Annotated in this window: 23 protein-coding genes; 11 read left to right on the top strand and 12 right to left on the bottom strand. The window is 65.2% G+C overall.

Features of this window, described 5'->3' with window-relative positions:
* Positions 1–54 precede the first annotated feature (54 nt).
* Entirely contained in the window at positions 55–927 is an 873-nt protein-coding gene (locus BLU67_RS10655; RefSeq protein WP_092565776.1) for a cytochrome c biogenesis CcdA family protein, read from the top strand.
* A gap of 10 nt (positions 928–937) precedes the next feature.
* Here the strand turns inward: BLU67_RS10655 and BLU67_RS10650 are convergent, their stop codons facing one another.
* Positions 938–1174, bottom strand: coding sequence for a hypothetical protein (locus BLU67_RS10650; protein ID WP_092565773.1), 237 nt, complete (start codon positions 1172–1174; stop codon positions 938–940).
* Positions 1161–1796, bottom strand: a complete 636-nt coding sequence (locus tag BLU67_RS10645; protein WP_092565771.1) for a CYTH domain-containing protein — start codon at positions 1794–1796, stop codon at positions 1161–1163. Before BLU67_RS10645 ends, BLU67_RS10650 begins: the two co-directional genes overlap by 14 nt.
* Before the next feature lie 71 nt (positions 1797–1867).
* On the opposite strand from BLU67_RS10645, the gene ilvA reads away from it, so the two are divergent.
* Both ilvA and BLU67_RS10635 read left to right on the top strand, forming a co-directional pair.
* Entirely contained in the window at positions 1868–3133 is a 1266-nt protein-coding gene (gene ilvA, locus BLU67_RS10640) for a threonine ammonia-lyase IlvA (protein WP_092565769.1), read from the top strand.
* A gap of 12 nt (positions 3134–3145) precedes the next feature.
* Complete coding sequence (locus BLU67_RS10635; RefSeq protein ID WP_143027418.1) at positions 3146–3664, top strand: GNAT family N-acetyltransferase; 519 nt, start codon at positions 3146–3148, stop codon at positions 3662–3664.
* Here the strand turns inward: BLU67_RS10635 and BLU67_RS10630 are convergent.
* The 5 genes from BLU67_RS10630 to BLU67_RS10610 all read right to left on the bottom strand — a co-directional run bounded on the left by BLU67_RS10630 (position 3661) and on the right by BLU67_RS10610 (position 10694).
* The gene (locus BLU67_RS10630; RefSeq protein WP_092565765.1) at positions 3661–7122 is read right to left on the bottom strand and encodes a DEAD/DEAH box helicase; all 3462 of its coding nucleotides are present in this window, start codon (positions 7120–7122) and stop codon (positions 3661–3663) included. The genes BLU67_RS10635 and BLU67_RS10630 overlap by 4 nt on opposite strands.
* An 87-nt stretch (positions 7123–7209) precedes the next feature.
* A complete protein-coding gene (locus tag BLU67_RS10625; RefSeq protein WP_092565763.1) occupies positions 7210–7851 on the bottom strand; it encodes a DUF4199 domain-containing protein in 642 nt (213 codons plus the stop codon).
* 3 nt (positions 7852–7854) lie between these two features.
* Positions 7855–8178, bottom strand: a complete 324-nt coding sequence (locus BLU67_RS10620; protein WP_222842479.1) for a hypothetical protein — start codon at positions 8176–8178, stop codon at positions 7855–7857.
* Complete coding sequence (locus tag BLU67_RS10615; protein WP_222842478.1) at positions 8175–9827, bottom strand: radical SAM protein; 1653 nt, start codon at positions 9825–9827, stop codon at positions 8175–8177. Before BLU67_RS10615 ends, BLU67_RS10620 begins: the two co-directional genes overlap by 4 nt.
* A 9-nt stretch (positions 9828–9836) precedes the next feature.
* Positions 9837–10694: a prolipoprotein diacylglyceryl transferase gene (locus BLU67_RS10610; protein ID WP_092565761.1), complete on the bottom strand. Its 858-nt coding sequence runs from the start codon at positions 10692–10694 to the stop codon at positions 9837–9839.
* A gap of 303 nt (positions 10695–10997) precedes the next feature.
* On the opposite strand from BLU67_RS10610, the gene BLU67_RS10605 reads away from it, so the two are divergent.
* Positions 10998–13721: a prealbumin-like fold domain-containing protein gene (locus BLU67_RS10605; protein ID WP_092565759.1), complete on the top strand. Its 2724-nt coding sequence runs from the start codon at positions 10998–11000 to the stop codon at positions 13719–13721.
* A 104-nt stretch (positions 13722–13825) separates the two neighbouring features.
* A complete protein-coding gene (locus BLU67_RS10600; RefSeq protein ID WP_092565757.1) occupies positions 13826–14629 on the top strand; it encodes a potassium channel family protein in 804 nt (267 codons plus the stop codon).
* Here the strand turns inward: BLU67_RS10600 and BLU67_RS10595 are convergent.
* Positions 14626–16743: an alpha/beta hydrolase family protein gene (locus BLU67_RS10595; RefSeq protein WP_092565755.1), complete on the bottom strand. Its 2118-nt coding sequence runs from the start codon at positions 16741–16743 to the stop codon at positions 14626–14628. The two genes, BLU67_RS10600 and BLU67_RS10595, sit on opposite strands and share 4 nt — an antisense overlap.
* A gap of 116 nt (positions 16744–16859) precedes the next feature.
* Here BLU67_RS10595 and BLU67_RS12450 point away from each other — a divergent pair, with 116 nt between their 5' ends.
* Genes BLU67_RS12450 through BLU67_RS12440 form a run of 3 tightly spaced genes read left to right on the top strand, consistent with a single transcriptional unit; the run spans position 16860 to position 17697 of the window.
* Positions 16860–17012: a hypothetical protein gene (locus BLU67_RS12450; RefSeq protein ID WP_222842477.1), complete on the top strand. Its 153-nt coding sequence runs from the start codon at positions 16860–16862 to the stop codon at positions 17010–17012.
* Positions 16981–17217 carry a hypothetical protein gene (locus BLU67_RS12445; RefSeq protein ID WP_222842476.1) on the top strand — a complete coding sequence of 79 codons (237 nt, stop codon included), beginning with the start codon at positions 16981–16983 and terminating at the stop codon, positions 17215–17217. Before BLU67_RS12450 ends, BLU67_RS12445 begins: the two co-directional genes overlap by 32 nt.
* Positions 17218–17697 (top strand): polysaccharide deacetylase family protein, encoded by a 480-nt coding sequence (locus BLU67_RS12440; RefSeq protein ID WP_222842475.1) that lies wholly within the window; start codon positions 17218–17220, stop codon positions 17695–17697.
* Positions 17698–17986: 289 nt separating this feature from the next.
* Here the strand turns inward: BLU67_RS12440 and BLU67_RS10585 are convergent, their stop codons facing one another.
* Genes BLU67_RS10585 through BLU67_RS12150 form a run of 3 tightly spaced genes read right to left on the bottom strand, consistent with a single transcriptional unit; the run spans position 17987 to position 20509 of the window.
* Entirely contained in the window at positions 17987–18655 is a 669-nt protein-coding gene (locus tag BLU67_RS10585) for a response regulator transcription factor (protein WP_092565753.1), read from the bottom strand.
* Complete coding sequence (locus tag BLU67_RS10580; RefSeq protein WP_261977104.1) at positions 18652–19515, bottom strand: sensor histidine kinase; 864 nt, start codon at positions 19513–19515, stop codon at positions 18652–18654. Before BLU67_RS10580 ends, BLU67_RS10585 begins: the two co-directional genes overlap by 4 nt.
* Before the next feature lie 37 nt (positions 19516–19552).
* Entirely contained in the window at positions 19553–20509 is a 957-nt protein-coding gene (locus BLU67_RS12150; protein ID WP_143027416.1) for a glycosyltransferase family protein, read from the bottom strand.
* Positions 20510–20672: 163 nt separating this feature from the next.
* On the opposite strand from BLU67_RS12150, the gene BLU67_RS10570 reads away from it, so the two are divergent.
* The 3 genes from BLU67_RS10570 to BLU67_RS10560 all read left to right on the top strand — a co-directional run bounded on the left by BLU67_RS10570 (position 20673) and on the right by BLU67_RS10560 (position 23854).
* On the top strand, positions 20673–21365 hold the full coding sequence (locus BLU67_RS10570) for an ABC transporter ATP-binding protein (protein WP_092565749.1): 693 nt from the start codon (positions 20673–20675) through the stop codon (positions 21363–21365).
* Positions 21362–22753, top strand: coding sequence for an ABC transporter permease family protein (locus BLU67_RS10565; protein WP_092565747.1), 1392 nt, complete (start codon positions 21362–21364; stop codon positions 22751–22753). Before BLU67_RS10570 ends, BLU67_RS10565 begins: the two co-directional genes overlap by 4 nt.
* Positions 22754–22834: 81 nt before the next feature.
* Entirely contained in the window at positions 22835–23854 is a 1020-nt protein-coding gene (locus tag BLU67_RS10560) for a glycosyltransferase family protein (protein ID WP_143027415.1), read from the top strand.
* A gap of 54 nt (positions 23855–23908) precedes the next feature.
* Here BLU67_RS10560 and BLU67_RS10555 read toward each other — a convergent pair whose 3' ends face one another.
* Entirely contained in the window at positions 23909–26131 is a 2223-nt protein-coding gene (locus BLU67_RS10555; protein WP_092565743.1) for an NADP-dependent isocitrate dehydrogenase, read from the bottom strand.
* Between the last annotated feature and the right edge of the window lie 32 nt (positions 26132–26163).

Below are 26163 nucleotides of genomic sequence, written 5' to 3'. Positions count from 1 at the left end.
CTGTCAGCTAACGCACGTCGACGCAGAAAAACCCGCGCGGTATCGTGGCCCGCGATGACTGATATTGGACTCGCCGGTGCCATCGTTGGCGGCATCGCTACGCTGCTCAGCCCGTGCGCCGCCATGCTGCTGCCAGGATTCTTCGCCTACGCCTTTGCCTCGCGCACCAACCTGCTGGCAAAGACGGGCGTGTTCTATCTGGGCCTGCTCACGACCCTGGTGCCGCTCGGCGCCGTCGCCGGGGGCCTCGGCCGCCTCCTCGTGACCTACCGCCACTTACTCATCATCGGCAGCGCCGTCCTCGTCATCGCGCTCGGAATCCTCATGACCCTCGGCGTCACCTTCCGCCTGCCCGGCGCCGCCATGGCCGACCGCGCCAGCACGTCCGAGTCCGCCCGCGCCGACCGCAATCCCGCCGGCTGGATCGCCGTCTACGTCATGGGCGCGACCTACGGCGTGGCCGGCGGCTGCTCCGGGCCGATTCTCGGCTCCGTGCTAGCCCTCGCGGGCCTTGGCGGATCGGCCGCCTACGGCGCCCTCGTGCTCGCCGTCTACGCCCTCGGCATGCTCGTGCCGCTCGTCATCCTCGCCGCCCTGTGGGACCGCTTCAAGATCGGTGAACGCGGCTGGCTGCGCCCCCGCCCCCTTCACCTCGGCCCGATCAAGACGACTATCGCCTCCTTCGTCGGCGGCCTACTGTTCATCGCGATCGGCATCCTGCTGCTGGCAACGAACGGCACCCAGAACCTTGGCGGCCTGCTCTCGCCCGATCAGCAGGTCGGCATCGAATCCTCTGTCACCAACGCGACGCGCGGAATTCCCGACGTCTTCGTCCTGCTCGGCATCGCGATTCTGCTCGTGATCGGCGCGCTCATCTGGGCGGTCAAACGCGAGAAGTCGCGCGCGCCATCCGAGCACGTCGGATAAGTTATTCGCCCTATCCGCGGCGGCGGCGCTCGTCGTCAATACCGTCCATCAGTGGCGGGACGCTTGCGCGTCGTTCCATCACCTTGATCGCGATGAACAGCGCCACCCACGCGATGCCCGCGACGGCGGCCCACCAAAACAGGCCCTTGTACCAAAAGGAGGCCACTGCGAGCGCAAGGAAGGCGACGGCCGTCGCGAGCTGAGCGACGGCGATCGAGACGAGCGCCGGATTGCTATCGGGATTCATGCTGGTTGTCTCCAAAGCTCGTGGCGAAGGTGCCGCCGGTTCGCGCGAGTTCCTCGTGAAAAGCATAGGCCCAGGCGCGGTAGGGGTTGACCGAGAGGCGGTCGTTGGAAAAGCGCGCGTCCTCGGTGAGCTCATGCGTGCAAAAACTCGGGATGACGAGGTCGACGACGGGGCCGCCGCGCTCGACCTCGGCAATGACGAGCGGGGCGTTCGCGCCCGTGAACTGGTCGATCACCCAGCCGTCCTCCCCGAGCCAGGCGCTGTAGCGTAGTTTGGCGACTTTCGCGCCGCCGCGGCGCACCATTTCCAGGCCGACGCTGACGTCGAGTTCCCGCTCCGCCTCATAGCGGGTGCCGCCGACGTAGGGGCCCTTGGCCGTCAGGCCGCAGAAGTCAACGTCGCCCGCAATCATCTCGAGCACGGCATCGGCGCCATCGGCAGGCGTCGGCAGCCGGGAGGGATTGGTGGCCTGGGCGCGCACGCGCACGGCGTAGCCGTCGGAGGCCAAGAGATAGGACTGCACCATGACGCTCGGGCGCTGGGAGGAGGTGATGGCTTCGGGGAGCTCGGCGACGAAGAACCGTCGTTCGAACTCAAAATCACCGAAGTTTTCGTGGTCCATCCCACTAGCGTAGCCGTCCCGATGGCGGAACGGGCTGCTCGCGCGCGGGCGTGAGTGTCACAATAGCGCTCATGCATGCCGATCTTTCGCCCGCTGCCATCTCCGCTGCTGCCGAGCGGCTCGGAACGACGATTCGGCGCACCCCGCTGGAGATGTCGCTGCGGCTCTCGGGCGATCTACACACGCCCGTCTACCTCAAGCGCGAAGACCTGCAGATGGGCCGCTCCTACAAGGTGCGCGGCGCCTACACGCTGATCTCCTCGCTCAGCGATGCGGACCGCGCCCACGGGGTGGCGTGCGCATCGGCGGGCAATCACGCGCAGGGCGTGGCGTTCGCGTGCCGGCAGCTACGCATCAAGGGCCGCGTCTTCCTTCCGACGACGACGCCGCGCCAAAAGCGCGATCGTATCCAGGACATTGGCGGGCCGTGGGTGGAGCAGGTCATCACGGGAGTGACGTTCGACCAGTCCTCGGAGGCCGCGCAGCGGTACGCCGCTGAGTCCGGCGCGAACTATGTGCCGCCCTTTGACGATCCGCGCACGATCGTTGGCCAGGGCACCGTCGCGAAGGAACTGCTGGAGCAGGCGGGCGAGAAGGTCGGAACGATCATCGTGCCGATCGGCGGCGGCGGCCTGATTTCCGGCATCGCGCTGTGGGCAAAACACGTCGACCCCTCGATTCGCGTCATCGGGGTCGAGCCCGCCGGCGCTGCCTCCATGCAGGCAGCGCTGCGCTCTGGCGGGCCCGTCGCGCTCGAGCAGGTCGACCCGTTTGTCGACGGCACCGCGGTGGGCAAGGTCGGCCAGTACACCTTCGAGGTCGTGCGTGAGCTCGTCGACGACATCGTCTCCGTGCCCGCGGGCGCCGTCTGCACCGAAATGCTCGACCTGTACCAAACCGAGGGCATCATCGCCGAACCCTCCGGCGCGCTCGCCTCGGCCGCGGCGCGGCGCTACATCCCGGGACTCGGGCGCACCTCCAAGGCAACCGACGCGATCGTCTGCATCGTCTCCGGCGGCAATAACGACGTCTCCCGCTATGCCGACGTCCTGGAGCGTTCGCTGATCCACGAGGGCGTGCGCCACTACTTCCTCGTCACCTTCCCCCAGCAGCCCGGCGCCCTGCGGCATTTCCTCGACGATACGCTCGGCCCCGACGATGACATCGTGCTGTTTGAATACACGAAGAAGACGAATCGTGAGACGGGGCCCGCGCTCGTCGGCATCGATCTCGCCGGACCCGAGGCGCTACCCGCATTACTCGACCGAATGGCGGCCTCTCCCCTTGCGATTGAGAAGATTTCGCCCGACTCGCCGGTTTTCGGTTTCGTCCTGTAGTAGCGTGCCCTTGTGAGATCTGAGTTACAGGTGCGCCCGATGACCGTTGCGGACGCGGCGGCCGTCGCCCGCATTCACGTCGCGTCCTGGCAGCATGCCTACCGAGGTCTCCTCCCCTCCAGAGTGCTCGATTCGCTCTCCATCGCGGACCGCACCGCCAAGTTCACCCGCAGCATCCGCAAGGGCGGCCCGGTGCGCTATCTCGTCGCCGAGGATGGCGGCACCATCATTGGGTTTGCGGCCGTCGGGCCGTGTCGCGACGAAGATTCCTCGACGGACGACTCGGAGCTCGCGGCGCTCTACGTCCACCCGCTGCACCTGCGGGCCGGCGCCGGCCGCGCGCTGCTGGCCAAGGCGAAGGAGGCCGCCAAACAGATGGGCTGCAAGCGCATGATCCTGTGGGTGCTGAAGGACAATGCGAGCGCGCGGGCGTTCTACAAGCGCTGCGGGATGAAGCAGGAGGCGACCCGCGGGACGCAGACCATCGCAGGCACCGACTACGTCAAGATGAAGTACTCCGCGCGGCTCTAATCGGCGAGGAGGCCGCGGACGTCCTCGGGGGTGAGGGCGCCTGCGCCGAAGTCCGAGCCGTCGCCGATCACGTCGTCGAAGAGGCGGCGCTTGCGCTCCTGCAGGGCGAGGACTTTTTCCTCGATCGTGTCCGCCGCGACGAGGCGGTAGACGTTGACCGGGCGGGTTTGGCCGATGCGGTGGGTGCGGTCGACGGCCTGTTCTTCCACGGCGGGGTTCCACCAGGGGTCCATGAGGAAGACGTAATCGGCCTCGGTGAGGTTGAGCCCGAAGCCGCCGGCCTTCAGCGAGATGAGGAAGACGGGAACGTCGCCGGTGCGGAAGCGCTCGATGACGTCGGCGCGGCGCCGGGTAGCGCCGTCGAGGTAGCAGTACTCGATTCCGGCGGCCTCGAGTTCCTGGCGGACGAGCGCGAGGTAGGTCGTGAATTGGGAGAAGACGAGCGCGCGGTGGCCCTCGGCGGAGATTTCTAGCAGGTTGCGAATCAGGGTGGCGGTTTTGGCCGATGCTGCCGAGGGGTGCTCGCTCGTGGCGAGGGCCGGCGGGCGCTGCGCGGCGCCGTCCTCGGGCTCGGCGTCGCGGGGGCCGAGGCGCACGTCGAGGGCGAGGCGACGCAAAATGGTGAGCGAGCGCAAGATGGCGACGCGGTTCTTGTCCGCGTCTTCGAGCAGGCCGAGGACGCGCTGACGTTCGATCTGCAGCTGTTCGTCGTAGCGACGGCGGTGCGCGCTCGTGAGTTCGATGGCGAGGATTTGGTCCTGCTTCTCGGGTAGTTCGGAGGCGACGTCGCGCTTCGTGCGGCGCAGCAGGAAGGGCGCAATGAGGCGGCGTAGCTGCGCGCGGCGATCGCTTGAGTCGGGCTCCGTGGCGGCGTCGGCGGAGCTCGCATCGGCGGCGGCGGTCGCGTCGGCGTTTTCGATTGGTTTTTTGAAGCGGCGCTGGAACTGCTTGAGCGTGCCGAGCAGGCCGGGCGCGGTGAGCGCAAACATCGCCCACAGGTCGGTGAGCGAGTTCTCTAGCGGCGTGCCGGTGACGGCGATGACGACGTCGGAGGGGATATCGCGCAGCGCGCGGAACGTCTTCGAGCTCGGGTTTTTGACGAACTGGGCTTCGTCGATGATGAGCGCGGAAAAACCCAGCGCGGCGAGCTCGTCGGCATCGATGCGGGCGATCGCGTAGCTCGTGACGAGGATATCGGCGCCGGCCGCGAGATCGGCGAGGTCGTGTCCCGCGGCGGCGGCCGAGCGCGTGATCGGCACGACCGAGAGGTCCGGCGTGAAGCGCGCGGCCTGCTCGACCCAGCCGCCGACGACGGAGGTGGGGGCGACGACGAGGGCGGGGCGCGGCAGGCGCCCGTCGGCCTTGGCGATCGCGATCGTGGTGAGGAGTTGGAGCGTTTTGCCGAGGCCCATGTCATCGGCGAGGACGCCGCCGAGGCCGGAGGTCCACAGGTGGTTCGCCCAGGCGACGCCGCGCTGCTGGTAGTCCCGCAGCTCGGCGTTAACGGTTGCGGGAACGGCGGCGGCCTCGGGGGCGTCGCCCGAGGCGAGGGCGGTCAGCGAGCGGAGGCGATCGACCCAGTCGCGGGTCTTGGCGTCGTCGATATCGCCGATCGCGTCCAGGGCTTCGGCCGCCGCCACGTCGTAGCTGGAGACGGAAAGCTCGCCGCGACCGGTTTCGGTGCGAGTGTGCAGCGAACGGGCGGATTCGATGAGCGTGCGCAGTGGGTCGAGGCTCGGGTGGGCGAGGTCGATCCAACGGCCGGAGGCGAGGTGGAGCTTTTCCGCGCCGGCCGCGAGCGCCGAGAACAGCGCTTCGAAGGGGACGCGCTCGCCGGCGACGGTGACGTCCACGTCCAGATCGAGCCAGCCGGAGGCGCCAGTGGGTGCGGCGGCAACAGCTGTCGGGGCTGCCGCGCCTGGCGGCGCGGTGGCGGCGCTGATCGCGACGTGCGGGGTGGAGGCCTGTTCGTCGGGCACGGCGATCGCGATCTCGCCGAGGTCGATATCGCGTTGGTCGCCCAGCCAGGCAAGGAGCTCACCGGCGGCGAGGCGGACGTCGTCGGCGCCAACAATGCGCCGACGCCAGGTGCCGTCCTCGGTACGGTCCTCCGCGGTGGGCAGGAGGCGGCCGAAGGCGGCGGGTGCGGCCGCGCGCAGGGCGCGCAGGAGGTGGCCGCCGAGCTCGGCGGTGACGTCGTCATCGCTGAAAAAGGCCGAAAGTGGCGCCGCGGGGGCGTCGATATCGAGCTCGGGGGCGCTGTGATCGACGAGGGCGAAGGTGAGCGCGACGGTGGGTCGCGCGCCCGCGATTGACTGGGCGGAGGCGGAAAGGCGGGGACGCGTTGCTTCCGGCAGCGCGGCGGAATCGTCGGAGGAGACGACGTCGACGTGCAGCGCCAGACGCGGCAGCTCCCGCGCGAAGAACGCCGTTTTCCCGGCGAGCGGAATGCGGCGGCGGCCAGCGGCGGCGAGGCGAGTGACGTCCTCGATGCTCGGGCGCGGCAGCCTCACGAGTTTGGCGCCGCCCTGGCCGACGACGAGGGCGCCGTGCATTGGTGCGCCAAGCGGCAGCAGTCTGCCGGCCGGGGGTGGCAGGGTCGCGGCTCCCGTCGGCGGCTGTAACAGGACGCTGATGTCGAGGCCGTCCTCGCGCTCTCGAATGTCGACGGCGGGCGCGTAGGCATCATCGAGCAGGGCGATGGTCTTCGTGCCGAGGCCGAATCCGGGCACGAAGACGACGCCCGCGTCGCGCGCGGCCGCGAGCGCCGGCCAGATGCGTGGCCCGAGGGTATCGAGTTGGACGCGGCGCGAGCCGTAGGCGTAGACCTGCCGGCGCGCGAGGAGGAAGACCTGGTAGAGGTCGAAGATCGCATCCGATTGGTCCGTCGTCGCCCACCGCACGCCCGCTGGATCGGTGAACGCCTCCCAGCTATTGCCGGAGGCGATCCACTTGTTTTCGCCCGTGCGGCGCACCGGTCGGACTTCGACGTGGTCATCGGGCGTGAGGGAGAATTCCAGGCCCACCCGGGAGGTCGGTGCATCCGCCGGCCGAGCGCTTACCGGCTCGGCTTCGCGCGCGGGCTCAGTCGCGCGCGAGGAGCCCTGCTGTGTGTCGGAGGAGTGCGCCGCGGCCGGCGAGTCGTCCTCGGCCGCCGCGATAATCGCCGCCAGGGCGTGGACGCATGGCTCGTCGGCGCGGTTGGCGCCATCGCAACTGCAGTGTGAGGAGAGCGTCTGGCCGTCGTAGCTGACGCGAATGTTCTCCACCCCGCGGCTGGTCAGCGGACGGATCGTCGCGATGATCGTTTCGCCTTGCTCCGAGACGACGAGCATCCGGACGCGGTCCTCGGTTGCCAGGACGCGCGCACGCTCGAGCAGGTCCTCGTCGGCGATCAGATGATAGGAATCGGCCGCGAAGTCACGTGCCCAGCTGGCGCGGGCGGCCCCGATTCTCATCCCTTAAGGATAAGCCGACGAGGATCGACCTTGCGTTCCTCATCTCAGGTGGGGGCGTCGGAAATCTCACGTGTGTCGCAGGCGCCCTCATCCCCCGCTAACGCTGAAACCTGCGATGAACGCGATACACACGCCCGCAAGAACGATCGGCGACAGGGCGAAGACGATAAGCCAGCCGAGTGCGAAGCGCCGCCAGCCATTGACGAACAATAACGCGATCGGGGGCGCGAGGACGGCCAAGAAGAAGGTGAGAGACCCGGGGTTCTGACCGGAAAAGAACACGTAGACCATGAGGGTGGTCCAGATCAAACCGGCGAGGATTCCCCAGCCGGGGCCGTGGCTGACGCGCTGGAGGAAAGTGCGCTTTTCGGGTTCGCCGTACGGCCGGTTCGGATCGTAGCCGGGGGCGACGCCGGTGTGCTGGAACGGGTTGGTGCCGCCAGGGACCGGGGCGCCCGGCACGGCCGGCTGGTCGCGCCGATTCGGCTGGTTAGGCGGGGTCGGCTGATTGGGTGAATATGGCTGGTTCGAGGTCTCCTCCGGCACAATCGGCGAGAACGGTTCACCCGATTGCTTCGAACCGAAGGGGCCGCCAGTCCCCGGGCGGTAGCGGTCATCGCTGCTGGCGCCTTGCCCGCCCTGCGGGGTTGGGCTGCCGGACTGGGAGAAGTCAGACTGGCGGTGTTGCTCGTCGTCGCCAGAGGGGCTGCGCCACGGGTTATCAGTCATGATCTAGCTCCGAAATACGTCGAGCAGGGTGGTGTCGGTGAAGAAAAGCACGATGCCGACGATGGCGGCGATGGCGAGGGCTGCCAGGTAGCCGATGACGAGGCGGGTGTCTCGCAGGTAGCACTTGGAGCGCAGCAGGCCTGCACGGCGGGCACGGATATAGGCGGCAAGACCGAAGGCGGCGAAGACGAGCAGGGCGAAGGGGCCCGCGAGCCAACCGAGCAGCGCGACCGTGGCGTAGATGCACAGACGCAGCGGGTCGAAGGGTTCGTCCTTGCGCATCGCGGCGATTTCTTCGTGCCACGGCGGGGTGGTGTTCGCTGTCATGAATCCTCCCGGAACCTCGGGGCGCCGAGCGCGACGGGCACGCGCTCGCTGGACGCCGCTGTCGCGCGCGCGTTCGTCGCCGTGGAGAGCCGCGAATCGGAGAGCGGGCCCCATGCCTGGACGGCGCAAAACGGCGCGCATTGGTGGGCGTCGGCCGGAGACTTGGTACCAACGTGGACGCAACACTGGGTGAGGCGTTCTTCGAGCATCGTGGAGATGTCCATGAAGGGTTTGACGGTGATGCGCACGACGCGGTCGGCGAGCAGGGCGCGCATGCGTTCGCGGCCGCCGGACAGGCGTCCCGCGGCGAGGGTGGCCAGGGTAGAGATGCCGAGGTCGCACGCGGTGCAAACATCGCGCCACGCGCTCGTGAGGTTGGGGTGCGTCAGGGAGTTTTGCTCGGACAGCAGATCGAGCAGCGAGTTTTTCACCGTTTCGCGCAGTTGCTTGGGGATCTCGGCGTCGGCGATGCGGTTGGCGAGGAGTTCGGGCTCGAGATCGAGCCAGGCTTTGAGCTGATCGTGGCCCATGATCTCGGTGAGGGAGCGCCACACTCCGGCGTCGTCCTTCAGGAGATAGCCGACCGATGCGCAGTGGGGATGAGAGCACGGCAGTGCGGTCAGATCGCGCCAGGTCACCCGATCCCCGGTTTGTGGGCCGAGGCGGGCCAGCACGCCGGTGTGGGTGAGGCGGTTCATCGGATCGATGCCCGCCGAACGGCCCGAACGGAAAACGGGTTGGATCGCCACTCCCCCGATGTAGGGGGTATCGAGGGCGCGATTGACGACGTGTCCGATCTCGTCGTCATTGATGCCGAGCGCTGCCGTCATCGTGAGGGTCACGAAGATGCCGGCGCCGGTGAGGCGCTCGATTGCTCGGTCCTTCATCGCGCGCAGATCGCCGCCGCGGTGATGGCGGGAGGCGTGTTCGGACTCGCCGTCGTATTGCAGGTAGACCTCGACGCGCTCGCGGTGACGCGCAAGCAGATCCAGGAGTTCGTCGTCGCGCGAGAGTGTCAACCCGTTGGTGTTGACCATGATGCGCGTGATCGGTCGCGCGGTGACTTCCTCGAGGAGCTCGGCAAGCTCCGGGTAGAGCGTGGGTTCGCCGCCGGAGAGCATGAGGACATCGAGGTGGCCGCGCTCGCGCGAGAGCCGGGTGTCGATGTTGGCGAGGACTTCGGCGAGCGGCGCGACGGCCGCGAGCTGCGGTGAGGAGGAGGCGAAGCACGTCGGGCATTTGAGGTTGCAGTGATCGGTGATGTCCTGCAGGAGGATGCACGTGTGCTGCGAGTGGACCTCAGGCAAACCGTAGGCGAAGGCCTCCGGAACGGGCCGAAAGTTGCCGGGCTCGTCGGGCATGTGGATCTTGGTCGGTGCGGTCCACTCTTCTAGATACGACAGGATCTCGGGATTCTCGTCATACATTGTGCGGATCCAGCCATGGCGGCGGCAGGCTCGCTCCAGCCAGACGGTATCGTCGCGCACCGAAAGCCAGCCCGAGAGTCGCTCGACATCGGCCAGGGGCCGGCTGGGATCTTCGTCGTGGCAGGTGGGGCAAAAGGAGTTGACGTAGCGATGGATGCGGTCGCCGCGTAGCGGCATCCCGGTCCCCTCCTGCTTCTGCCCACCAAAGGTGTTGCGCGTCATATCTGGAGCCTACCGGAGCGCTCGCGCCGGGGCGTGTGCGGTGCTGCCGCGGCGCAGCGAGTCGTAGCGACCGTGGCGGTAGCCATACCCAATACGCGCGAAGATCAGCGGAATCGTCGCAGCCAGGACCAGTTGGGGCCGGGTGAGGCCAGCGAAGACGACCTCATTGCCGCGGACGAATTCGACGCCGAATCGGAAGACCGCATAGGCCGCGATATATAGGACGAACATTTCGCCCGGGGCCTTCAGGCGCTTACGCAGGTACCACCACAACACGGCGAACGCGGCGGCGTGGAAGAGGATTTCGTAGACGAAGGCAGGATGGAGCACCACGCCGGCCGGCGCTCCTAGGCGGCTAGCGGTCTCGGGGTCGAGGGTTAGTCCAATCCCGCATACGCCGTTGGTGGCGTGACAGGTGGCACCCAGCGCGCATGCCGGGCACGGCGTTCCGGGGTTCTCTGTCAACAGGCAGGCGATGCGACCGACGGCCATGCCGGCAGCGACGGCCGGGGCGTACAGGTCGCCGGTGCGTTCGCGATAGCCGGTCAGGCGTTTGGCGATGTGTACGCCGAGCCATGCTCCGAACAGCCCGCCAATGATGGAGCGGTTTCCGTAAGCCCACTGCTCGGCGAGGGTCGCGTTCTCTCGCAGGTCGGTACTTTGCAGCCAGGTCCCAAGGCGCATAAAGATCCCGGCTCCGAGCAGCGCTCCGAGCACGGTATAGAGGACGGCATCGGAGGTCTGGCCCCGACGTCTGGCCTCCCACCAAAAAACGATTCCAGCGACGAGGACGCCAACGCCGACGAAAAAGGCGTGGGTGTCGATCGGCAGCGTGATGCCGAACAAGTCGCCGAGAGTGGGGAACATGGTTTGAGTCTGCCATGGCGTGATCTCGAAAGTTGAAGGACGACACAGGCGCGTCACTTGTCAAGCCACGCGCGCCCGAGACCGCCGAAGAGCAAAAAACGCGCAAATCCGCCATAAGGGCCGCACACTAGCTCGATGTTTGTATACAAACTTGAGTTCACGGAAATTGTTAAGTCTCACGGGTGACCAAAATCCCGAAATGGTGACACAATTAATATGTCCTGCAATGTCGCACGGACGGTGCGGCTGACTGAAACCAGCCGCAAGCTGTGCGATGCACACACGTAATTCGGGAGGAATAACATGCGTTTCAGGCGATTTTGGGGAGCGCGAACGCGCTCGCCAAACCCTGAGCCGAAGCGGAAGGGTCTGGCAATTGCCACGACCGCCGCGCTCGTCTTGGGGTTGAACTTCTCCCTGCCGGCCGGAGTGCTGGCAGATGATGAGACGGCGGATAACGCCGATCCCGTCGTGGCAACTGAGGTAGTCGGGGAAGCTACCACAGAGGCCGTGGCGGACGAAGCAACCGAGGAAACCCCCGCTCCTGAGGTGGAAGCACCGAAGGAAGCGACTCCGGCTCCAGCCCCTGAAGAATCCGACAAGGACGCCGTCGAAACTGACACGGCTCCAACCGAAGCGGAAGCTTCGACGCCCGAAGCCCCCGCGACCGAACCCGAAGCCGAAGATGCCGAAGAGACGGTCGAGGTCATGGCCGACGCGCAGTGTCAGGTCGTCGAACACAACCAGTGGGCAAACCTTGCTGGAGCGTGGCAAAACGGCAACCTGAACGGCAACAACTCGGCATACGCTGAGGGCGACTGGGTACCGCGCCGCGCAATTGTCGATATCCAGACCCCGGGCGAGCCCGCGACGGTGGTCGTCCAGATCGACAAGATTGTCAACGGCAAGTATGCCTTCGACGCCCTTCGCGTGGACTCCGGGGCGACGATTATCGGCATTCAGGATAACGGCGCCACGATCAACTACACCCTGCAGTTCGCTGCCGATACTGCCGGGCCACACACGATCCTGTTCTCCACCCACATTGCTAGCGAGCTCGACTACGGTCCCGGCATGGGGGCGGGCAGCATCAACGGCTCGCCGTACCACACGCGGATCATTGAGCTGTCGTGCGGCAACGTGGGCCAGCAGGACCGTTCGATGAAGTCCGACGCGGTCAAGGCCGGCAACATCACCATCGTGAAGAAGGCCGATCCGGCGGATGGGACGAAGTTCAACTTCACTCTCACCTCGCCCTACGCCTCCACCTCGGACATCTACCTGGCCGATGGCGAGTCGGTGACCTACCGGGTCGGCGTTGGCACGGCAACGGTCACGGAGAACGTTCCGGCTGGCTGGGAGCTGTACGACGTGAGCTGTGTCGGCGGCGCCGGCGCAACCTACAGCGGCAGCACCGCCACGGTGCCGGTTGCTGACGGCGATAACTGGGTCTGCACCTTCACCAACATGCTTCCGAAGTACGCAGACCTCGTCGTCACCAAGACGGCAACGGCTTCCTACACCGCGAAGTTCAACTGGGGCATCGAAAAGACGGCCGAGCCCGCAAGCGCGATCGTCATGCCCGGCGGTAGCGCCCTGATCGCCTACACCGTCAAGGTCAGCGAGATGGGCATCGACTACTCGGCGGCGCAGGTCACCGGCCAGATTTCGATCGAGAACCCCAATGGTGTTGCGATCGAGATCGTCGATGTCACCGATGTCGTCGATAACGGCGGCACCTGTACACTCACCGCACCGACCTCGGTGCCGGCACTGTCGACGGTGAGCGTGAACTACACGTGCACCTACCCGGATGGCGAGATCCCGGCGGATGGCACGAACACCGCGACGGTGTCCTACAAGCCGCTGTACGGCATGTCGGACTCCCCGGCGGTTGCCACCGCACCGGTGCTCTTCTCCGAGGCGACGGTCAGCGAGATCGACAAGACTGTCACGATCAAGGACAACAAGTTCACCTTCGATCCGGAATGGACGCTGACCTACGGCGATGCGGACAACGTCTACGAAAAGACCTACGAGGTCAACGTGCCCGCACCGGAAGGCGCGGAGGACGGCCGCTGCTACAAGGTCGTGAACGTCGCATCCGTGTGGGGTGACCTGCCGGATAATCCGATCGTCGAGGACGATGCGTCAGTCGAAATCTGCGTCGAGGCGGACCTGACCGGCATCAAGTCGCTCAGCCCGAGCCTGACTCGCACCTACGACTGGGATATCGAAAAGACCCTCGTTGAGGACTCCGTTGTCATTGATCCGGAAACGGGCAAGGGCACCGCGGACTACTCGATCGTCGTGACGCCCGGCGAGTTCACCGACTCCGACTTCGCCCTGACCGGCTGGATTCGCGTGACCAACCCGAACGACTGGACGGTCGACTACAAGGTGTCTGACACCTTCGCTGGCGCCGATGGCGAAACCTACACCTGCACCATCGAAGGAGAACCCTTCCAAGAGGGCTCCCTCGGCAAGGGCGGTTTCACCGAGTTCGAGTACTCCTGTGACCTGCCCGCAGACTTCGTAGGCGCCGCAGGCGACAAGAACACCGTCACCGTCGAGTGGGGCGATGGCAAGTCCACCACCTCCGAGTTCGCGGTTGACTGGTGGGACGACCTCAACGCCGACATCACCGAAGTGCACAAGGAGATCGTCGTCAAGGATTACTTCAATGGTGCAGACGACGGTGTAATCGTTCACCCCGACGCCACCCTGCAGTGGCGCGACGGTGAGCCCTACACCTTCACCTACACCGGCGAGTTCCAGGTCGATCCTGGAACCTGTGAGGTCGTGACCAACTACGTCGAGATTGTCGGAACCGACTGGAACGACATGACCGAAAACGAGTGGTGTCTCGCCGCTCCGGAAAAGCCCGGCAAGCCGCCGGTCAAGCCGACTCCGAAGCCCGAGATGCCCGTGACCGGTGAGGATTCCGGACTTTTGGCGATGCTCGCTCTCATGAGCATCCTTGGCGGAGCCGTAGGTATTGCGGCCACCCGTAAACGGCACGCATAGCGTGCAGGCGATGCCGGTAGCCTCCCTATAACCGCCGGCAACGATGGCCCCGGGTCTGACTGAGCCCGGGGCCATCGGCATGCCCGGCACCCTAGAGTTGGACCATGCACCCCTCAGTAGACTCCCCGCCGGCGCGCGATGAACGCCTCGAGAACTACGAGGCCAAAGCCGACATCGCCCTCAGTTTCGCGGCCGTGGCATTCCTCGTGTGCTACGCGACGCCGATCCTCAAGCCCGTTCTCGCGCCCAGTACCGCGCAGGCGCTCCAGTTCGCCAGCCGCGTCATCTGGGTGTTCTTCGCAATCGACTTCGTGCTGCGCGTCTACGTTGCTCGAGCGCACCTACGTTACGTGCGAACCCACCTGCTCGACCTCGCCATCGTCGTGCTGCCGTTCTTCCAACCCCTGCGGCTCCTGCGTCTCGTCGTCCTCGTGCGGCTGTTCAACCGCCGGGCCGGAGCGAGCTTGCGGGGCAAGATCGGGATGTATGTGGTGAGCGCGTCGGTCATCATCATCTTCATTGCGGCGCTCGCGGTGCTCGATGTGGAGCGCGATGCGCCCGGCTCCCACCTTGATTCGTTCCCGGACTCGGTGTGGTGGGCGTTCGTGACGGTGACGACCGTCGGGTATGGCGATATTGCGCCGGTGACACTCACCGGCCGGGCCGTGGCCGTCGGGCTGATGATTTACGGCATCGGCCTGCTCGGTACCGTCACGGGGACGCTCGCGTCGTGGATGGTGGAGCAGATCGATGACCAGGGCGAGGAGCGCAAGAAGCGCGAGAGCCGCGCTCACGGTGAGACGTTGAGCGAGGTTCGCGCGCTGCGGGCCGAGATCGCCGAGCTGCGCGAGCTCGTCGCGGCGGGCGCCGTCCCCGGCCCGGGGGCCGACGGCGAGCGCGGGCGTTAGCCGAGTTCGCGGGGGCGGACGAAGTCCTTGCCGCGGACGTGGGCGTCGACGAAGGCGAGGACCGTCTCGTACCAGATGCGCGAGTTTTGCGGTTTGAGGATCCAGTGGTTCTCGTCGGGGTAGTACAAGAACTTGTGTCCGGTGGCCTTCGAATCGCGCAGGAGGGCGTGCCATAGGGCGTGGCCCTGGGAAATGGGGACGCGGTAGTCCTTATCGCCGTGGATCACGAGCATGGGGACTTCGATGTTGGCGACGTGCTCGTGCGGGGAGTATGCGGCGCTCTGGCTCTCTCGCATCCACTCGTGCCAGACACCGTTGTCGGTGGTGCGGCCCATGATGTCGATATCCCACAGGGAGGCGTGGGTGACGATGCAGCGGAAGCGGTCGCCCGTGTGCCCGGCCATCCAGTTGGCCATGTAGCCACCGTAGGAGCCGCCGAGCAGCGCCGTGTGCTCGCCGTCGATATCGTCGCGGGCGATGGTGGCGTCGATGAGGGCGAGGATGTCGGTGTACGGGGCGTCGCCGATCGCGTCGTTACCGCGGTCTATCATGTGCTGGCCGTAGCCGGTAGAGATCGCCGGGTCCGGCAGCAGGACGGCGTAGCCCTTGGCGACGAACGGGCCCGGGTTCCAGCGCCACGTCCAATCGTTCCAGGAGCCCCAGGGGCCGCCGTGCGCGAAAACGAGCAGGGGCGCGCCGCCGCTTGGGATCTCTTCAGGCAGGGCGAGCCAGGCCCGCACCTCGGTGCCGTCCTCTGCCGTGGCGGTGACCTCGGTGAGCTGTCCAACGGGCTCGACAACAGGAATGACCGCGGCGAGCTCGCTGACTTCGCCTGTCGCGACGTCGATCCGCACGGGGACGGCGGGCTTGGAGATCGAGGAGCGCAAGGCGAGGATCGTTGCGGCGTCGAGCACCTGGGCGCTGGAGAAGGACTCGTCGCCGTCGGTCAGCAGTGTGACCTCGTCCGCATCGCCGTTGGAGACGTCGACGAGGTAGAGGCTGACGCGGCCGCGGCGATCGGCCTGCATAATGAGGGCTTCGTCGTCGAGCCAGGAAATCGAGCCCGGCCAGTCATCGAAGTCCGGCATGAGGCGACGTCGTTCGCCCGATTCCAGGTCCACAAGTTCGGCCCATTCGCGAAGCGGCTTGCCATCTCGATTGCCCGTCGTGACGGAGAGGACCGCGCGGCGACCGTCGGGGCTGATATCGCCCGCGTAAAACTCGAGGAGATCGTCGCTATCCTCGCCGTCGCTGTCCTCGCGCAGGGCGGGGGCAATGGCGAGCGGGGTAGCGTCCTTGCCCGGCACGAGGTGGTAGACCGAGGAGCGGGAGTCGGTTCCGGCGTGGGGGCGGTTGATGGTGAGCAGGAGCGAGGAGCCATCATCGGCGACGGAGATTCCCTGGAGCTTGCCGTCGGGAATGGGCAGTTCGCTCAGCTCGATCTGCTCGGTGCCGTCGAAGTCCGGAACGTCAGCGACGTAGAGGCGGGAGTAGGCCGGGCCGAGATCGTGGTCCCAGTAGCGCACCGGGAAGTCCTCGTGGAGGATCGCGCTGATGGCACCGTCCTTGCGTTCCTTGAGGATCTCGCGGTTCGTTTCCTCGTCGGTGGCGTTGGTGAGCGTTTGCGCGGTGATGTACAGCTTGCCGCCGGCCGCGATCACAGAATTGACGCCGCCCGGGCGCCGCAGGATGACGCGGGCTTCGCCGCGTGGGGGCAGCATCCACAAGGCGACGTCGAGATCGTCGTCGTTGTCTTCATCGGGACGCTGGGAGGAGAAGTACAGTTCGCCGCGTTCGCCGATTCCTACGAGCGCTTCGCCCTTCTTGGAGCGCGTAAGAGTGAGTGCGGGCCCGCCTTCGGGGTCGAGTTCGACGAGGCGCGTGGTGTAGGCATCGCCCTTCTTGTTCAGCTCAGTGACGGCGGCGATCGCGCGGGCGTCGCGTTCGTCATCGGCTTTTCGGGTCACAAGGGAGGTAAAGCGCGGTGCGGCGACGAAGTCCTTGAGATCGTCGAAGATCTTTCCGTCGGTGCGCGGGGTGGTGGGGGCGTTGTCTTCCTCAGCGGATTTCTCGTCGGTGGCGGCGTTGGCAGCGGTGTCATCCAGATGGGTCATGCCTCCCATCGTAGGGGGCAGGTGCGACGGGCGTACGATCTATTTATGGCGGGCAGGCGGGCATTCGTGACTCGGCGAGGTTTTATTCTCGCGGCAGGCGCAGGCGCGCTCGCAGCATGCACCCCGTCGGGACCGCGCACATCTGGGACCTCATCCCCGTCGAGTGCCGCCTCGGTGAGCTCATCCCCCACCACGACGACGTCCGCCTCCCCCTCGCCCTCGACGGCTCCTGCTACGGTGTCGCCCTCGGCGCAGCTACCGAGCGATGACGACATCAGCGCGAGGTTCGCGGGCGTGACGCCGCGGGCCTGGGGCATGGAAATGCCCGGCATCGTCTCGCGGATCGAATCCGATGCGCTCGCGCTGACGCTCGATGCGTGCGGCGGGGCTCGCGGATCCGGCTTCGATGCGGCACTCATCGATCTGCTGCGTCGCCACCAGGTGCCCGCCACGCTGTTCCTCAACCATCGCTAGGTGACGAAGAATCTGGCTCTATCGCGCGAGCTCGCTTCCGATCCGTTGTTCGAGATCGCCAATCACGGCACGAAGCACTGTCCGCTGTCGGTCACGGGACGGGCAGCCTACGGCATTGCCGGGACGGCCTCGCCCCTCGAGGCATGGCGCGAGGTGCGCGATAATCACGACTTTCTACACCACGAACTGGGCGTGACGCCACGGTTCTTCCGATCTGGCACAGCACACTATGACGATATTGGCGTTGAAATAGCGAAGCTGGCGGGCGAGCAGGTCGCAGGATTCTCTGTCAACGGTGATCAAGGGGCGAGGGCCTCACGAGTCAGCGTGCGCACGGCCATCTCGCAGGCGCGCGCGGGCGACATCATCTTGGCGCACATGAACCAGCCGACCGGTCAGACCGCCCGCGGGCTCGCTGACGCGCTTCCCGGCATCCTCGATGGCGGCACGCGCTTCACGACGCTGGGTGCCGCCCTTTAGGGGGTGGTGAAGCGACTGCATCGTACTGGCTCGAAGCCAAGTTGAGTTCTCCGTGGTTGATCAACTCGAAGAGTTCCTTGCAGTAGTAGGCGACAACCTTTCCCTTGTGCTTGTGACCAGTGAGGATTCCTGCGTTTGCCGTCCGACAACGTAGCCCACGACGCTCCTTTCCTCGATCACTCCAGGATAGAAGTTATCTTGAGCGCCCACGGGTACTTTTGCATGGATAACTCTTATCTTGAGTAGTTCAGCGCCGAGATGACAAGGATAAGAGTTATCGTGCAGAGCCTCAGTGCATGAGGCCATCGTTTTGTGCGGTGAGGTAGGCAAGGACTGCGCGCACCCGGCGGTTATCTTCGCCGACCGGTAGGCCGAGCTTCACGAAGACAGCTGCGACGTATTTGGCAACGGCGCCACCCGAGAGGAAGAGCTTGGCGGCGATTTGGGTATTCGACAGCCCTTCGGCCATGAGGGCAAGGACCTCACGCTCACGGTCGGTGAGCGAGTCCAGTGGCCCCGAGCGCGCAGCTGCGAGTTGGGCCGCGACTTCCGGGTCGATGACGACTCCCCCGGCCGCGACGACGTCGAGGGAGCGAAGGAAGTCCGCCACGCGGGCGACGCGGTCCTTCAGCAGGTATCCGAACCCGGCACCGCCGTGCGCGAGGAGCTTCGCGGCATAGGCGGGCGCGACATACTGCGAGACGATCATGATGGCAAGGTCCGGATACCGCTCCCGCAGGGCGATGGCGGCATCGAGCCCGTCGGTCGCCATCCCGGGCGGCATGCGCACGTCGGTGACGACGACGTCCACGCCGTTGCCTGCGCGCGCCTCGGTGACGGCTGTGATGAGGCCCGGGGCGTCCTCGGCATCCGCGACGACTTCATGGCCCTGGCGTTCGATGAGACCCCGCAGGCCCTCGCGCAGTAGGGCGGAATCGTCAGCGAGCACGATTTTCAAGCGTCCTCCTCGGGCGTCGTGGGAGCGGCAACGGCGGATTCGCCGCGGTTGAGAAGCAGCGGCATGGCAGCGATGAGTTGCGTCGGGCCGCCGGCAGGCGAGGACACCTCGAGGGTGCCACCGAAAGCCGCGAGACGCTCGCGCATGCCGGACAGCCCGTGGCCGGGGCGAATGACGGCGCCGCCGGGACCGTCGTCGGTCACCGAGATACGTAGGGTGTCGTCGCAGGCGAGCAGGACGGTCACCGCTGAGCCCGGCGCATATTTGGCGGCGTTCGTCAGAGCTTCGGAGACGAAGAAGTACCCGGCGGCGACGACGCCCTGGGGCAGCTTCGGCAGCGGATGGGGGCAGCGGACCTGCACGCCGGGCACGCGCGCGCCGAGGTCGCGCACCGACGCTTCCAACCCCAGGTCCGTCAGCACCTTGGGGTGGATGCCGTGCACGGTCTGGCGCAGTGCCCGCAGGGCGCGATCGATGTCATCCTGGGCTGCGCCAAGGAGCTGGCCCGCGGGCGAGTCTGAAGCCACATCGAGGCTCGCTTCCCCGAGTTTCATGCTGGCGGCGACGATGTATTGCTGCGCCCCGTCGTGCAAATCGCGTTCGATCCGCCGCCGCTCGATCTCAAAGGCGGAGACGATCTCGCGTCGCGAGCGCGTGAGCTCGGCCAGCATGTCTGGATAGTCCGCCACATCGGGCGGGGCTTCGGTGACGCGGCGAGGCCACAGCGCAGCCGAAAGGATGAGGGCGACGACGATGACCAGAAGTGCGGGAATGACGTTACCCGTCGCAAAAAGCCCGAGGACGATGACTGCGACAAGGCCATACGCGCCCCACAGCACGAGGCGGGAGGGTGCGGTCATGACTCCATCGTAGGTGGTCGGTTCTCAGCGCCTTCCTTCAGCGCTTGCTAGATCGCCTCACCCCTCGCTTGACCTTGTCGATTACGGTCGTAATTCGCGGGCTGGTGAGTTGCGGAATGGTTCGGATCAAGACCCCAGACAATCTCCGCACTCGCGTCACCGAGTTCGCCAGATCAATATACGCCTCAGCGATTCGCCGCGGATCATGGTTGCTCCGGATAATTTCAGCGAGGCGAGCATCCGGATTGAAGGCCGCGATTTCGTTCGCGAGCTCCTGAGCACTTGGCCAACGACCTTGAGCATGACCACCAAAATTCACGTCATACATGTAGGCCAGGTTCTCCTTCGTCACCCGCCCGTGAAAGCCGCAGTAGTCGAACGCGATGACATCTCGTCCACAGGCCAGGGCTTCTACCGCAGTCCGAGCTATCCCTATAACTAGATCCGCCCAGTCATATACTTCTTCGACGTCATCAACCGCAGTCTCCCCTCCCACTACGCGAAACTCGACCTCTGGCAAGAGACACGCAGCTTCATCAACGATTGAACGAGCATCACCTTGTCTGTTCGACACGAATGCAACTCGAGAGACACTTGAACTAACTAAAGATCGTGGGCGGAATCGCTCGAGGTCGAGGGGGTTTCGGATAATCTCGCTCTTAAACGGAATATGTCTCGATACTGACTCTGACACAGACACATAGGCATCTGCACCCCAGCTTGGCCACTCTTCCGCAGGGATCACTCCATGGGACGTCACGATCCTGACGCCGATCGAGGCATTGCTCAGCGCTCGAAACGCTGGAAAGTGGTTAATCAAAGCTACGTCGTACTGGGCTTCCGGATCAAAGGGCTGCGCCCACCCGGGAAGACGCCCAGAATGGACAAACAAGGCAACGGCATGATCTTCGGATAGGACGTCCCACATGGTCTTTATCCACGCCTGGGTGCCTCCCCGATACTCCATTTCAGAATTAGCGAGAAGAATGCGCACACTCCAACTCTACTAATGGAATAGGCCTTCCCCGACGCTTCCAATCGCTGTGAGTAGCCCAGCCACGAACCTAGTACGGGTGGTAGGCAGGGTGGAGCTAGGTCCACCCAGTTGTGGCGCTAGCAGGATTCCGCCAGCGGGCGTGAGAAGCTGAAATTGAATCATGAACGAAACACTGACTGCGACAAACCTCGTCAAGACCTACGGCCAGGTCCACGCCCTTGCCGGCGTCTCGCTCGCCATCAATGCGGGCGAGACCGTGGCAATCATGGGCCCCTCGGGCTCGGGTAAGTCCACGCTCTTGCACTGCCTGTCGGGGATCTTGAAGCCGGACGGCGGCGACGTGCGCCTAGGCGGCGCGGACATTACGACGATGTCGGATGCGCAGCGCTCCAAGCTGCGGCGATCCCGCTTCGGCTTCGTCTTCCAGGACGGCCAGCTCGTCGCGGAACTCTCCGCGGCCGAAAACGTTGCCTTCCCGCTGCTCCTGGCCGGATGGTCGCGCAGCAAGGCGCTGGCCGAGGCAAACCAGTGGCTCTCCCGGCTCGGGCTCGCGGAGATGGGCGGGCGCAAACCGGGCGAGATGTCCGGCGGCCAGGCTCAGCGCGTCGCCATCGCGCGGGCGCTCGTGCACAAGCCGGCCGTCGTCTTCGCCGATGAGCCGACGGGCGCGCTCGACCAGGCCACCGGGCACGAGGTCATGCAGATCCTCACGACGGTCACCAAGATGTCGGGCGCCTCGCTCATTGTCGTCACGCACGACACGAAGGTGGCGGGCTGGTGTTCGCGGCTCATCGAGATTCGCGACGCGCTGATCCACGCCGATTCCGCGACGAACCAGGCAGGTGTCCGATGATTGGGCTCTCCTCTCGCCTCGCGTTATCCCGCCTGAGCGATAACCGCTCGGGCCTGGACGCGCTCGCCGTCCTCGCGTTCGCCGTCACCAGCTGGCTCGCGCTCACCGTCGCCGGCGGCACGTCGATGTTCGTGGCGCGCGCGGCCAACCCGCCAGAGCCGTTCGTGGAGGCCGCCGGCAAGGTCGATTTCCCGCAATCAACGGCTAATCTCGCGTCGATGTATCCCTCGCTCGCGGCGATCGCGTGCGCAATCCTTGTCATTCCGATCCTCACCCTGGGTGGTGCCGCGGCGAGGCTCGGGGCCTCCGGGCGAGCGCGCCGGCTTGCGGCGCTCCGCCTCATCGGCATGACGGGTGGGGAGGTCATCCTCATGAGCGTCATCGAATCACTCGTGCTGGCCGCAATCGGGATTGCGATTGGCGCTGTCCTGTGGCTCGCGACGCTTCCCGCGTGGTCCGCCGTCAGTTTCCTCGGAGAGCCGCTGCGCGCTTCAGAGATGTTGATGCCAGCGTGGGTGGCGCTCGCTGTCATCGGGACGATCCTGCTCCTCGTGGCCCTGTCGACCATCATCGGTTTGCAGCGCGTGCGGATCTCGCCGCTCGGGGTTGCTCGTCGGGAGTCGACCCGCGCACTGACGTGGTGGCGGGTTTCGATCCTCGTTGGTGCGATCGCGGCGTTCCTTTTCGTTGCTCGTTCCTTCAACCTCCGTAGCTCCGATATCGCAGGGTTCGTCATAATCGGCGGCGTCTTGGCTGGGGCCGTGTTCGCCGTGAACCTCGTCGGACCGTTCGTCATCCAGCTCGTGGCGCGGCCGCTTGCCCGGACCTCGAATCCGAGCCGCCTTGTTGCGATGCGTCGCCTGGTCGCGGACCCGAAGGGTGCCTGGCGCAACGTGTCGGCGGTGTCCTTGCTCGGCGTTATTGCGGCGTTCATGCTGGCGGTGCCCGGGGACTTTGAGGACATGCCCGAGATCTTCGCGATCCAGTTCGCCGACATCCGCACCGGCGCGATCATCACGCTCACGATCGGGCTCCTGCTCGCGGCGACGTCCACACTCATCAATCAGGCGTCCGCCACGGTCGATCGTGGCGAACAAACGATCGCGCTCACCCGCATGGGAACCCCGCGCTCGGTCTTTACTAAGGCTCGAATCGCTCAGGTCGTTGTGCCAATGGTGACGACGCTAGCGATTTCAATTCCGCTGGGGCTCCTCCTCGCGATGCCGTTCATGACTCAAATGTCGGCATCAGCTGGGTCTCCGCTGAAGGCGACCGCGTCAATCGGCGCGATCGTCGGGGCCGGCATCGCTATGTCGATTGCCGCAGCTCTTGCGTGCTCGCCGATCGAATCGCGCATTCTTGCGGCGGATTACCGCCCGAACGACTAACACAGTCGCCCAACACGTGAGGCCGATCGCATCACGCGGTCGGCCTCACGTGTTGGCCAAAGAACCGGCTAACCTCGGGGTGTGAGGAGCACGTACGCATTCTTGAGTGACATCAGCAAAGGCCCCTACGGTACGGACATTCTTGCCGACCTCGATATCACCGCTCGCGGCATTTCAACTCCCACGAGCCGGGCCGTCATCAAAGCCAGGAACGTCGTCCATCACCGCAGCGGAATCGACTTTTATCCCGCGATCGCCGCAGCCAAGGCTCTTCGAGGCAGCGATATCGTCGTCGGCCTGTTGGAACACGCAACGCAGGCAGCAGCAATACTCAAAGGCCGCTCGCTACCTCCCTACCGTTCACGTCCCCTCGTCATGATCTCGTGTTGGCTGGCGCACTGGCTCCAAACAAAGCCCACGAACGAAGCACGAAAGCTCGTCCACCGCTTCCGCTCAGTGGATCTCATCTTGACCCTCAGCCGCAACCAGATTCCTATTCTCGAAGACGCCGGGTTCTCGCCGGAGCAACTCGGATCGATTCCCTTTGGCTGCGAGCCCCGAAACTTCCTGCACGAGGCCGACGCGCCCCGAGATATTCCGGTGCTGGCCGCAGGCTTCGACCATGGGCGGGACTATCGCACGTTCTTCGACGGTGTGCGTGACTTGGACGTACCCATCACGCTGCTGTGCCAGGAGGCGAATATCCGGGACCTCGACATTCCTACTAACGTCGAGGTGAAGGGGGTCGTGCCCTATGACGAGTATCGAAACCTGATCCGGCGGGCGCGCGTCGTTGCGGTTCCTACGAAAGAACTCGCCTACCCGACCGGACAATCGGTGGCACTCGACGCCGGAGCCGCTGGCGCCGCACTCATCGTGACGGGGACGACCGCGATGCGAGAGTACTTCTCGGAAGAGAACGCGACCCTCGTTGACGTGGCGGACAGCGCCGGGTGGCGCGCCGCGGTATCGGAGTTAGTTTCGGACGACGAGCGGCGGCAACGACAAGCCCGCACCACCCACGATCACGTTCTTGGCTCGTTCACCAATCACCACATGTGGCGCAGTTTCCAGGAGCAAATCGCGGCACACGGCCTGTAAGGCCTTCGGCCCGGCCACCACTGGTGACCGGGCCGAAGCACTGGAGACCTGGCGCTACTTAACGAGCGCATCAATAATCTCGTTCAGCGTCGTTGACGGACGCATGACTGAGCTGGTCTTGTCTTCATCGGGGCGGTAGTACCCGCCGATATCCACGCCGTTGCCCTGGACCTCAATGAGCTCGGCATCGATCTTTTCCGCGTTGTCCGCGAGCTTGCCCGCGACATCGGTGAAGAGTTCGGCGAGTTCGGCATCGTCAGTCTGCTCGGCGAGGGCCTTCGCCCAGTAGGTCGCGAGCCACATGTGCGAGCCACGGTTATCGATCTGTCCGAGTCGGCGAGCCGGGGACTTGCCCTCGTTCAGCACACCCTCGGTTGCAACATCGAGCGCATCAGCAAGCACTTCCGCGCGCGGGTTATCGGCGAACCGGGCGAGATGACGCAAGGACTCGGCCAGCGCCAAGAATTCACCGAGCGAATCCCAGCGCAGGTAGTTTTCCTCGACGAGCTGCTGGACGTGCTTGGGGGCAGATCCACCGGCTCCCGTTTCGAACAGGCCGCCGCCGTTCATCAGCGGAACGACGGAGAGCATCTTGGCGCTCGTGCCGAGTTCGAGAATCGGGAAGAGATCGGTGTTGTAGTCACGCAGGACGTTACCCGTAACCGAGATGGTGTCCTTTCCTTCGCGGATGCGCGCGATCGAAGCCTTCGTCGCTTCGACCGGGTTCATGATCGAGATCGACAGGCCACCGGTCTCGTGCTCAGGTAGGTAGGAGTTCACCTTCTCGATGAGGTTCGCATCGTGCGCGCGGTCCTCATCGAGCCAGAAGATAGCCGGCGTATCGGAAAGGCGAGCGCGCGTGACGGCAAGCTTGACCCAGTCGCGAATCGGGGCGTCCTTCGTCTGGCAGGCGCGCCAGATATCGCCGGCCTCCACCTCGTGGGAGATGAGAACATCGCCCGCGGAGTTCACGACCTCGACAGTGCCGTCGGCCGGGATCTCGAAGGTCTTATCGTGGCTGCCATATTCCTCGGCCTTTTGAGCCATGAGACCGACGTTGGGAACCGAGCCCATCGTCGTCGGATCGAAGGCGCCGTGTGCCTGGCAGTCCTCAATTACCGCCTGGTAGACACCGGCGTAGGAGGAATCCGGGATCACGGCGATCGTGTCGTCTTCTTCGCCGTCCGGCCCCCACATGTGGCCGGAGGTACGGATCATCGCCGGCATGGAGGCATCGACGATGACGTCGGAGGGTACGTGAAGGTTGGTGATGCCCTTATCGGAGTTCACCATGGCAAGGCGCGGCCCGTCCTGCAGGGCTTTTTCGAAAGCGGCCTTGATTTCTTCGGCGTTGTCGACCTTGCCGGATTCCAGGCCCGCGAAGATGGCTCCGAGGCCGTCGTTCGGGGAGAGTCCGGCGGCAGCCAGCTGGTCGCCGTAGGTATCAAAGACATCGGCAAAGTAGGCCTTGACGACGTGGCCGAAGATGATCGGGTCGGAGACCTTCATCATCGTGGCCTTCAGGTGCACGGAAAACAGGACGTCGAGATCCTTGGCGCGCTTGACCTGCTCGGCGAGAAACTCATCGAGCTTCTTCGCCGACATGAACGTGCCGTCAACGACTTCGCCTTCCAGGACCTTAAGATTGTCCTTCAACACGATCGTCTCGCCGTCAGAGCTCTTGAGCTGAATCGTCAGGGTGTCGTCAGCGGGAATGATGACGGACTTCTCGTTTGAGGCGAAGTCATCGACGCCCATCGTCGCGACTTCAGTCTTGGAATCCGAGCTCCATGCCCCCATCCGGTGGGGGTGCTTGCGAGCAAAGTTTTTCACCGCGATCGGGGCACGGCGATCGGAGTTCCCCTCACGCAAAACGGGGTTGACCGCGCTGCCCTTGACCGCATCGTAGCGAGCACGGGCATCCTTATCCTCGTCAGTTTCCGGATTATCCGGGTAGTCCGGCAGGTCGAATCCCTGGGACTGCAATTCGGCAATGGCGGCCTTGAGCTGTGGGATCGACGCGGAAATGTTGGGGAGCTTGATGATGTTGGCTTCCGGTTTCTTCGCCAGATCGCCGAGCTCGGCAAGCGCGTCAGCCACCTTCTGGTCATCCGGGAGCTTGTCAGCGAAGGCGGCCAGAATACGGCCCGACAGCGAAATGTCACGCGTTTCGATGTCGACGCCAGCGGTCTTCGCAAAGGCTTCGATGATGGGGAGCAGCGAGTGCGTCGCGAGCATCGGAGCTTCGTCGGTATGGGTGTAAATGATTGTCGCCATGAATCCTCTTCACTCGGGTTACAGCCTTAGGT

It is taken from the genome of Bowdeniella nasicola, assembly GCF_900107735.1.
In the GTDB taxonomy this organism is placed as follows: domain Bacteria; phylum Actinomycetota; class Actinomycetes; order Actinomycetales; family Actinomycetaceae; genus Bowdeniella; species Bowdeniella massiliensis.
Note: the sequence above shows the minus strand (reverse complement) of the source record. Positions and strands in the feature narration are given on the sequence as shown.

What these genes read in the sequence shown, in the direction of transcription:
- BLU67_RS10630 (WP_092565765.1), bottom strand. Translation starts at nt 7,122, where the DNA reads ATGAGAATCGGGGCCGCCCGCGCCAGCTGGGCACGTGACTTCGCGGCC.
- BLU67_RS10620 (WP_222842479.1), bottom strand. Translation starts at nt 8,178, where the DNA reads ATGACAGCGAACACCACCCCGCCGTGGCACGAAGAAATCGCCGCGATG.
- BLU67_RS10645 (WP_092565771.1), bottom strand. Translation starts at nt 1,796, where the DNA reads ATGGACCACGAAAACTTCGGTGATTTTGAGTTCGAACGACGGTTCTTC.
- BLU67_RS10555 (WP_092565743.1), bottom strand. Translation starts at nt 26,131, where the DNA reads ATGGCGACAATCATTTACACCCATACCGACGAAGCTCCGATGCTCGCG.
- BLU67_RS10600 (WP_092565757.1), top strand. Translation starts at nt 13,826, where the DNA reads ATGCACCCCTCAGTAGACTCCCCGCCGGCGCGCGATGAACGCCTCGAG.
- BLU67_RS10650 (WP_092565773.1), bottom strand. Translation starts at nt 1,174, where the DNA reads ATGAATCCCGATAGCAATCCGGCGCTCGTCTCGATCGCCGTCGCTCAG.
- BLU67_RS10580 (WP_261977104.1), bottom strand. Translation starts at nt 19,515, where the DNA reads ATGACCGCACCCTCCCGCCTCGTGCTGTGGGGCGCGTATGGCCTTGTC.
- BLU67_RS10625 (WP_092565763.1), bottom strand. Translation starts at nt 7,851, where the DNA reads ATGACTGATAACCCGTGGCGCAGCCCCTCTGGCGACGACGAGCAACAC.
- BLU67_RS10610 (WP_092565761.1), bottom strand. Translation starts at nt 10,694, where the DNA reads ATGTTCCCCACTCTCGGCGACTTGTTCGGCATCACGCTGCCGATCGAC.
- ilvA (WP_092565769.1), top strand. Translation starts at nt 1,868, where the DNA reads ATGCATGCCGATCTTTCGCCCGCTGCCATCTCCGCTGCTGCCGAGCGG.
- BLU67_RS10565 (WP_092565747.1), top strand. Translation starts at nt 21,362, where the DNA reads ATGATTGGGCTCTCCTCTCGCCTCGCGTTATCCCGCCTGAGCGATAAC.
- BLU67_RS10615 (WP_222842478.1), bottom strand. Translation starts at nt 9,827, where the DNA reads ATGACGCGCAACACCTTTGGTGGGCAGAAGCAGGAGGGGACCGGGATG.
- BLU67_RS10605 (WP_092565759.1), top strand. Translation starts at nt 10,998, where the DNA reads ATGCGTTTCAGGCGATTTTGGGGAGCGCGAACGCGCTCGCCAAACCCT.
- BLU67_RS10655 (WP_092565776.1), top strand. Translation starts at nt 55, where the DNA reads ATGACTGATATTGGACTCGCCGGTGCCATCGTTGGCGGCATCGCTACG.
- BLU67_RS10595 (WP_092565755.1), bottom strand. Translation starts at nt 16,743, where the DNA reads ATGACCCATCTGGATGACACCGCTGCCAACGCCGCCACCGACGAGAAA.
- BLU67_RS10570 (WP_092565749.1), top strand. Translation starts at nt 20,673, where the DNA reads ATGAACGAAACACTGACTGCGACAAACCTCGTCAAGACCTACGGCCAG.
- BLU67_RS12450 (WP_222842477.1), top strand. Translation starts at nt 16,860, where the DNA reads ATGCACCCCGTCGGGACCGCGCACATCTGGGACCTCATCCCCGTCGAG.